The sequence below is a fragment of the Frankia sp. AiPs1 genome (assembly GCF_023716945.1).
Lineage (GTDB): Bacteria > Actinomycetota > Actinomycetes > Frankiales > Frankiaceae > Frankia.
In genome coordinates, this window is record NZ_JAMQQF010000309.1 from 1 (window position 1) to 6,857 (window position 6,857).

Consider the following 6,857-nt stretch of genomic DNA (forward strand, 5'->3'; position numbering starts at 1 on the left):
GCGCTGACCGGCGCCACGGTCACCGGCCCGGTGACCGCCGAGGGCGCGCTCGCCCTCACCGCGTGCCAGGCGACGATCACCGGCCCGGTGACGGTCCGCGCCGCCCGCGGCTACGTCCTGCTCGGCGCCGACGCCCACGCCGCCGACGTCACGCCCTGCGCCGGCAACACGCTGCGCGGCCCGCTGACCGTGGACGCGAACACCGGCGGCCTCGAGGCGTCCGCGAACACGATCATCGGTCCGGTGCGGATCGTCGGCAACAGCGGCAGCGGCCCGCTGCCTGACGACGCGGTGCCCGAGTTCCGCGACAACCGCGTCACCGGCCCGCTGAGCTGCACCGGCAACCAGCCGACCCTGGCGCAGTCGGGCAACACCGTGATCGGGCCGCGATCCGGTCAGTGCGCCTGACCCGACGGCACCACCGCCCGTCGCCTGCCGCGGTCCACTCCCCCCGCGGCAGGCGACGGGCGAACGGCCGTCGGCACCGGGGCGGCTCGGCGCTGCCCGTCGTCGCCTGGAAGGATGATGCCGCGTCGGCGGGCGGCCGTCGTGGCCGATTTCCAGGGCCCGCCGCCGAAGCCCCAGCCCAGAAGGAGCCATCCTCTTGACCGACGCCCGCACCGCCATCGCCAGCCTTCGCCGCTCGCATGAGCGGCTGCGTGCCCTCGTCGAGCCGCTCGACGCCGAGGCGGTGCGCGGGCCCTCCTACAACGACGAGTGGACGATCGCGCAGGTGCTGTCCCACCTCGGCTCCGGCGCCGAGATCAGTCGTCTCGTCCTCGACGCCGCCGTCGCCGGACAGGATGCCCCCGGCCAGGAGCGGTTCGTCGCCGTCTGGGACACGTGGAACGCCAGGACCCCGGACGCGCAGGCCGCCGACGTGCTGCCGGCGGACCTGGCCCTCGTCGAGTCATACGAGGCTCTCGACGACGCCCAGCTCGCGGGTCTGCGGGTCGCGCTCGGGCCGATGAGTCTCGACGCCGCCGGGGTGGTCCGGCTCCGGCTGAGCGAGCACGCCGTGCACACCTGGGACGTCGCGGTCATGCTCGACCCCGCCGCCACCGTGGACGCGGCCGCCGTCGACCTGCTCATCGACGGTCTCGGCATGATCGCCGGGTTCGCCGGCAAGCCCACCAGCCCCGCCCGAATCCACGTCACCACCACCGCCCCGGACCGCGAGATCGCCCTCGACCTCGGCGACGCCGTGACGCTCGGGCCCTGGGACGGCACGGAGCGGCCCGCCCGGCTCGGGCTGCCGGCGGAGGCGTTCGTCCGGCTGGTCTACGGCCGTCTCGACCCCGCCCACACCCCGCCCGTCGAAGTCACCGCTGTGGACCTCGACCTCCTGCGCGCGGCTTTTCCCGGCTTCTGAACGCCGCGCGCCGATCGACCAGCGCGCGCAGCCGCCGCCTAGTACCTGGCAGCGGTCAACCGCCCGATACCTGGCCGAGTCCGAACTGGTGAATCCGGTCCTCGCCGAACTGTTCGACGTCGAGGGCGATCCGATGAAGACCTTCTACGCGGCCTCAGCGATGCGCTGGCAGCAGAGGACGCCATCGTCCGGCGGGCCGCGCAGAACGGCCGCATCGCCAGCCGGGCCCTGCTCCGGTCCTGGCACGGTGGCGGGCAGTTCGCCCTGAACCCGCACGACGACGACTCGCAGTGCGCCGATCCCCAGATGGCCGACTTCGAACGCAGCGGCGTACTCGGCCGATCCGTCGTGGCGGTGAACATCTGCCTGGAGAACGACCTGGCCGGCCGGCTCGTCTACTGGAACATCCAGCCCGACACCGAGAGCAAGAGCCGGCTCGGCCTCACGGTCACCGGCTCGCCCTATCCCCTCGCCGCACTCGACGGCCACGAGGCGAAGCTGCTCGACGTCAACGCCGGCGACATCTACGTCTTCAACGGCGCCCACGTCCACGCCGTCGAGCCGAACGCCGACCCCACCCACACCCCCCGCACCACGCTCGCCGCCATGGTCGGCTTCATCGACGACCACACCGTGGTCACCTGGAGCTGACCGCAGCACGCCTGCGCGCACCCGCGCCGGCGGACGGCGAGGCGCGGACCTGGCTGACCGCTACCGACCGTCCGCGATGCGCGGGCCTTCGCTCGGGCCCGGGCGTGGCGCGTCGAGTCGGCGGGCGGCTGCGGTCACGCCGCGGCCGGCAGCCACCTCGCTTGGCAGCCGGCTCGGTGGAGAGGCGGCTCGGTCGGGGCGGACCGGATGGAACCAGTAAGCAATCCGATTGCCGACCCCAGTATTCACAGGCTATTCATAGCTTTACCGTTCGGTGTGGCCGCGGTTCGAAATCCAATGATTCGCTAAGTATTTCCACAGGATCCGACCAGTGAACCTTTAGGTTCTTCCGGCAAAGTTCGGACCGCCCCAACAGATCGCTCGCGGGCGTTGCCCGCGGGTGACCCAAAAAGACAACGGAAATTCAACCTCTGCATGCCTTCCGGCGGTTGCACCCCGGATCGCGGGTCATCCTGGAGGGCTCTTGTCGTCCTTGTCGGCAGACGAAACGGCGTCGCAGCAGATCATCGAGCCGCCGGAGCCGTCCCCTCGTGGAACCCGACGGGGAGCCCGCCGCCCGTCGTCCGCCGGGCGGCGGGTTCGGATTCCCCGGGGCCGCGCACGCGTCGTCGTCATTGCCGCCGTGGTGGTCGTCGCCGTCGGGGGCGGGCTGCTCGGTTGGGCCCTGAGCGGGAATTCGGGCACGCCGGTCTCGTCCAGGCTCGTCGCGGCGAGTGTCGGGCAGGTCCGCCAGACCGTGAGTGCCACCGGCACTCTCGAACCGACCCGGCAGGCCAACCTCTCGTTCGCCGTGTCCGGCGAGGTTACCGCGGTCAAGGTCGCCGTCGGGGACAAGGTCCAGGTCGGGCAGACCCTCGCCACCATCGACTCGGCGGCACTCGCCACCGCGGCCGCCCAGGCGCAGGCGACAGCGGCGAACGACCAGGCGAAAGTCAGCGCCGACCAGGCGGCGGGGGTGACAGGCGCGCAGCTCACGGCCGACGAAGCCACGCTGACCTCGGCGCAGGACGCGGCGGCCACCGCGCAGCGCAACCTCGCCGCGAGCGCGATGACGTCGCCGATCGCCGGGACCGTCGCGGTGGTGAACCTCACCGTCGGCCAGCAGCTCGCCGGCGGGTCGGGCAGCGGATCCGCCGGCACGTCCGGCGGATCCGGCTCGGGTGGCGGCTCGGGCTCTGGTGGCTCGGGCTCGGGTGGCTCGGGCTCGGGTGGCGGCTCGGGCGGCCTGGGCGGGAATGGCGGCGGTTCCGGCTCGGGCGAGGCGTCCTCGGTGACGTCGTCGTCCTCCTCGGCGTCCGGCGCCCAGGTCGTCGTGGTCGGCACGGACTCCTACCTGGTCAACGCGACGGTCGACGACACGGCGATCGGCCAGCTCAAGACCGGCGACCAGGCTGTGATCACCCCGACCGGCTCGACCGGCGCCACCCGAGCGGGTCGCTCGGGCGGGGCAGGCGGGACGGGCGGCTCGGGCGGGGCCGGCGGCTCGGGCGGGGCGGGTGCGGGTCGGTCGGGCGGCGGGGGCTCGGCGACGATCTACGGCACCGTGGGCACGATCGGCCTCATCGCGACCGGCGCCTCGGGTGTCGCCAGCTACCCGGTGACCATCAACGTCACGGGCACCCCGACCGGGTTGCACCCCGGCGCCGGCGCCGACGTCTCGATCACCGTCCGGCAGCTCTCCGACGTCCTCACCGTCCCCAGCCAGGCGCTGCACACCTCGGGGTCGCAGACCGTCGTCTACCGGATGCGCGGCGGCCACCAGGTGTCCGCGGTGGTGACGACCGGCGTCACCTCGGGGGCGCAGACCCAGATCACCTCCGGACTCGTGGCCGGTGACCAGGTCGTCGTTCCGGTCGTCGGCGGCTCGACCACGCGGGCCCGGACGGGCGGCACCGGCGGCGGATTCGGCGCAGGCGGCGGTGGTGGTGGCGGGTTCCGGGGCGGCGGGTTCGGCGGGGGCACCGGCTTCGGCGGGGGCACCGGCTTCGGCGGACGGGCCGCCGGATGACACCGACGGACTCTCCCTCCGCCGAATCCACACCGGTCGCATCTAGACCGGTCGCATCCGAACCGGTCGAACCCGGGGCAGACAGACCCGGAACCAGCGAACCCGGGGCGAGCGCCGCCGTCATCGAGCTGACGGACGTCCGCAAGATCTACCGGTCGGGGTTGTTCGAGGTGGCGGCGCTGCGCGGGGTCAGCCTGTCCATCCAGGAAGGTGAATATGTGGCGATCACGGGCCCGTCCGGGTCCGGGAAGTCGACGCTGATGCACATTCTCGGTTGCCTCGACGTGCCGACGTCGGGCCTGTACCGGCTGGCCGGCGAGGATGTCGGCGGCATGTCGGAGGACCAGCTCGCCGAGGTCCGTAACCGGCGGATCGGGTTCGTGTTCCAGCAGTTCAACCTGCTTCCCTCGATGACCGCCTGGCGCAACGTGGAACTTCCCCTCTGCTACGCCGGAGGTCCGCGCTCCGAACGCCGGCAGCGCGCCGTCGACGCACTGGCCGACGTGGGGCTCGCCGACCGGGTCGAGCACCGCCCAGCGGAGCTGTCCGGCGGCCAGCAGCAGCGGGTCGCGGTGGCCCGGGCGCTGGTCACCAACCCGTCGTTGATCCTCGCCGACGAGCCGACCGGCAATCTCGACTCGGCGTCCACCGAGGACGTCCTGGGATTGTTCCGGCGCCTGCACGACGTCGGCCGCACGATCGTCCTGATCACCCACGAGGCCGAGGTCGCCGCCGCGGCGGACCGGGTCCTGCAGGTGCGCGACGGCGTGGTCACGGCCGATTCGGGTCCGGCCGCGCGGACGGCGCGGTCGGCGCGGAAGGTGCGCGCGTGAGCTGGGCGGAGATCATCCGGACCGGGCTCGAGGCGGTCCGCTCGCATCGGCTGCGGTCCGGGCTGACGATGCTCGGCATCCTCATCGGGGTCGCCGCGGTCATCCTCACCGTCGGGCTCGGCGAGGGGGCGCAGGACAAGGTGCGGGGCCAGATCAACGCGCTCGGCAGCAACCTGCTGATCGTCGCCCCGGGCAGCACGACGACGAACGGCGTGCGCGGCGGCTTCGGCAGCGCGTCGACCCTCACCCGCGCCGACGCCGACGCGCTGCGGTCCACGATCGTGGCCCCCGACATCCGGGCGGTCGCGCCGACGACCTCCCGGTCCGCGGCGCTGGCCGCCGGCAGCGCCTCGTGGACGGCCTCGGTCGTCGGCACCACCCCGGACTGGCTGTCGGTGCGCGCCCGCGACATCGGCACGGGGAGGTTCATCAGCGGCCAGGACGTCGCCGACCACGCAGCCGTCACGGTGCTGGCCGCGACCACCGCCGAGGAGCTGTTCGGCGCGCGGGACCCGGTCGGGCAGCCCGTCACCGTATCCGGGGTGCCGATGACGGTCATCGGCACACTGACCGCCGCCGGCTCGTCCGCGAACACCAACGAGGACGACCAGGCCATCGTGCCGATCACGACCGCCGCCGATCGGATCACCGGGGGCGTGAGCCGGAACTCCGTCCAGGACATCTACCTGGAGGCGACCTCCGGCCACACCCTGTCGGCCGCCTACCAGGAGGCCGACTACGAGCTGCTGGCCCGGCACCGGATCACGACGCCCACGGCGGCCGACTTCTCCATCACCAGCCAGCAGTCGATCCTGTCCACCGCGACCTCGGTCGACCGGACCCTGACGGTGCTGCTCGCCGGCGTCGCCGGGATCTCCCTGCTGGTCGGGGGCATTGGCGTCATGAACATCATGCTCGTCTCGGTGACCGAACGGATCCGCGAGATCGGCCTGCGCAAGGCGCTCGGCGCATCCCCGCGGGTGATCCGGCGGCAGTTCCTCGTCGAGGCGTCCGTGCTGGGTCTCGCCGGCGGCCTGCTCGGCACCGCGCTCGGCCTCGCCGGGGCCGCCATCCTGCCGCACCTGATCTCCGACCCGATCTCGATCTCTCCGACCGCCACCGTCGGCTCGATCGTCATCGCGGTCGCGATCGGGGTGGCGTTCGGCGTGTACCCCGCGACCAGGGCAGCTCGACTCGCGCCGATCGAGGCGCTGCGCAGTGAATGACGCCGGCCGCATCCCCGGGTGGGAAGTCCCGGGCCGTCCATCAGGAGCGACGATCAGATGACTTCTGCCAATCCGATTGGCCCAGTTCGATCGGGCGAGTCCCGCCGGCATCACCGCGCTCTGGCCGCGGGGCCGATCGTCGGCGCCGCACTCGCGATGATCGTTACCGTCAGCGCGTGTGGCAGCGGCAGCAGCGGTTCCGGCGCAGCCACCGCCGCCGCGACGAGCGCGCCGAGCCAGGCCACCGGCTCGGGCCAGGGACAGGGACAGGGTGCCCGGCCGGGCACCAGCGGCACCATCGCCGCGGTCACCGCGACGAACGTCGAGGTCCAGAATCCCGCGAGCGGGCAGGTCACAGTCACCTGGACGCCAAGCACCACGTTCGTCAAGACCACCACCGCGGGCGCGACCGCCGTCGCGGTCGGCGACTGCGTGACCGTCACCGGCGGCAGCCCGGGCAGCACGTTCACCGCCCAGACTGTGACCGTCAGCCAGCCGGTGTCCGGCGGCTGCGCGGTGGGCTTCGGCCGCGCCTTCGGTGGGGCCGGCGGGTTCCCGGGCGGTACCCGGCCCTCCGGTGTGCCGACCGCCCGCCCGACCGACCGTTCGCCTGCCCGACCAAACGGGCCGGGCCGCGCGGGCGGGCAGGGCCGCGCGGACGGCGGTCGGCTCGCAGTGGTCACCGGGTCGGTGACGAAGGTGGCGGGTACGACCATCACCGTCCAGGGTCCGCAGCGGCCCCGCGC

5 protein-coding genes and 2 pseudogenes are annotated in these 6,857 nt (G+C 73.2%); all 7 read left to right on the top strand.

The window, feature by feature from the left end:
* Positions 1-408, top strand: a pseudogene (locus ND748_RS21440) (Ig-like domain repeat protein); the annotation flags it as partial.
* A gap of 196 nt (positions 409-604) precedes the next feature.
* A complete protein-coding gene (locus tag ND748_RS21445) occupies positions 605-1,372 on the top strand; it encodes a maleylpyruvate isomerase N-terminal domain-containing protein (protein ID WP_251747781.1) in 768 nt (255 codons plus the stop codon).
* A 306-nt stretch (positions 1,373-1,678) separates the two neighbouring features.
* Positions 1,679-2,023, top strand: coding sequence for a hypothetical protein (locus ND748_RS21450; protein ID WP_251747782.1), 345 nt, complete (start codon positions 1,679-1,681; stop codon positions 2,021-2,023).
* Between the two features lie 643 nt (positions 2,024-2,666).
* Positions 2,667-4,052, top strand: a complete 1,386-nt coding sequence (locus tag ND748_RS21455) for a biotin/lipoyl-binding protein (RefSeq protein ID WP_251747783.1) — start codon at positions 2,667-2,669, stop codon at positions 4,050-4,052.
* The gene (locus ND748_RS21460) at positions 4,049-4,885 is read left to right on the top strand and encodes an ABC transporter ATP-binding protein (RefSeq protein WP_251747784.1); all 837 of its coding nucleotides are present in this window, start codon (positions 4,049-4,051) and stop codon (positions 4,883-4,885) included. The genes ND748_RS21455 and ND748_RS21460 overlap by 4 nt, the downstream gene beginning before the upstream one ends.
* A complete protein-coding gene (locus ND748_RS21465; protein ID WP_251747785.1) occupies positions 4,882-6,111 on the top strand; it encodes an ABC transporter permease in 1,230 nt (409 codons plus the stop codon). Before ND748_RS21460 ends, ND748_RS21465 begins: the two co-directional genes overlap by 4 nt.
* Before the next feature lie 57 nt (positions 6,112-6,168).
* Positions 6,169-6,857 (top strand): annotated as a pseudogene (locus tag ND748_RS21470) (hypothetical protein); the annotation flags it as partial.